Consider the following 434-nt stretch of genomic DNA (forward strand, 5'->3'; position numbering starts at 1 on the left):
AACTGATTTATTTTGAAGAGCGATACCTGCTTTAATAGCTTCTTTGTACAAGGCTACATTTTCAGCCATCACTTTACGAAGGGCATCACCTGTTAGACCTTTAGTCTCTTTGTAGTTGGGGGTTTTGTCCGTAGTCGATTCTGTTACAAGTAAGCCTGCTTTCTTGGCTTGTTCCATGAGTTGGTCCACTTCTTTGGTTGAAGCAGATAGGCTAGATTGACCGTCTTTTACAGCCTTTTCACGGTTTGCACTTGTTTCTTCATAAGCTTTTTGATTATCTTTATAAAGTGCGATGGATTTCTTCAAGTCATCCACTGACTTAGCCTGAATTGTCAAACCAAGTTCAACAGCTTCACGGTAAAGATCAAGGTTTTCAGCCATTGCTTTACGAAGTTCATCTCCCGTTAGACCTTTAGTCTCTTTGTAGTTGGGGG

1 pseudogene is annotated in these 434 nt (G+C 40.8%); it reads right to left on the minus strand.

Going from position 1 to position 434, the window contains the following annotated elements:
- A pseudogene (locus STRDD04_RS11215) lies at nt 1–434 on the minus strand (hypothetical protein); the annotation flags it as partial.

It is taken from the genome of Streptococcus sp. DD04 (genome assembly GCF_001578725.1).
Classification (GTDB): domain Bacteria; phylum Bacillota; class Bacilli; order Lactobacillales; family Streptococcaceae; genus Streptococcus; species Streptococcus sinensis.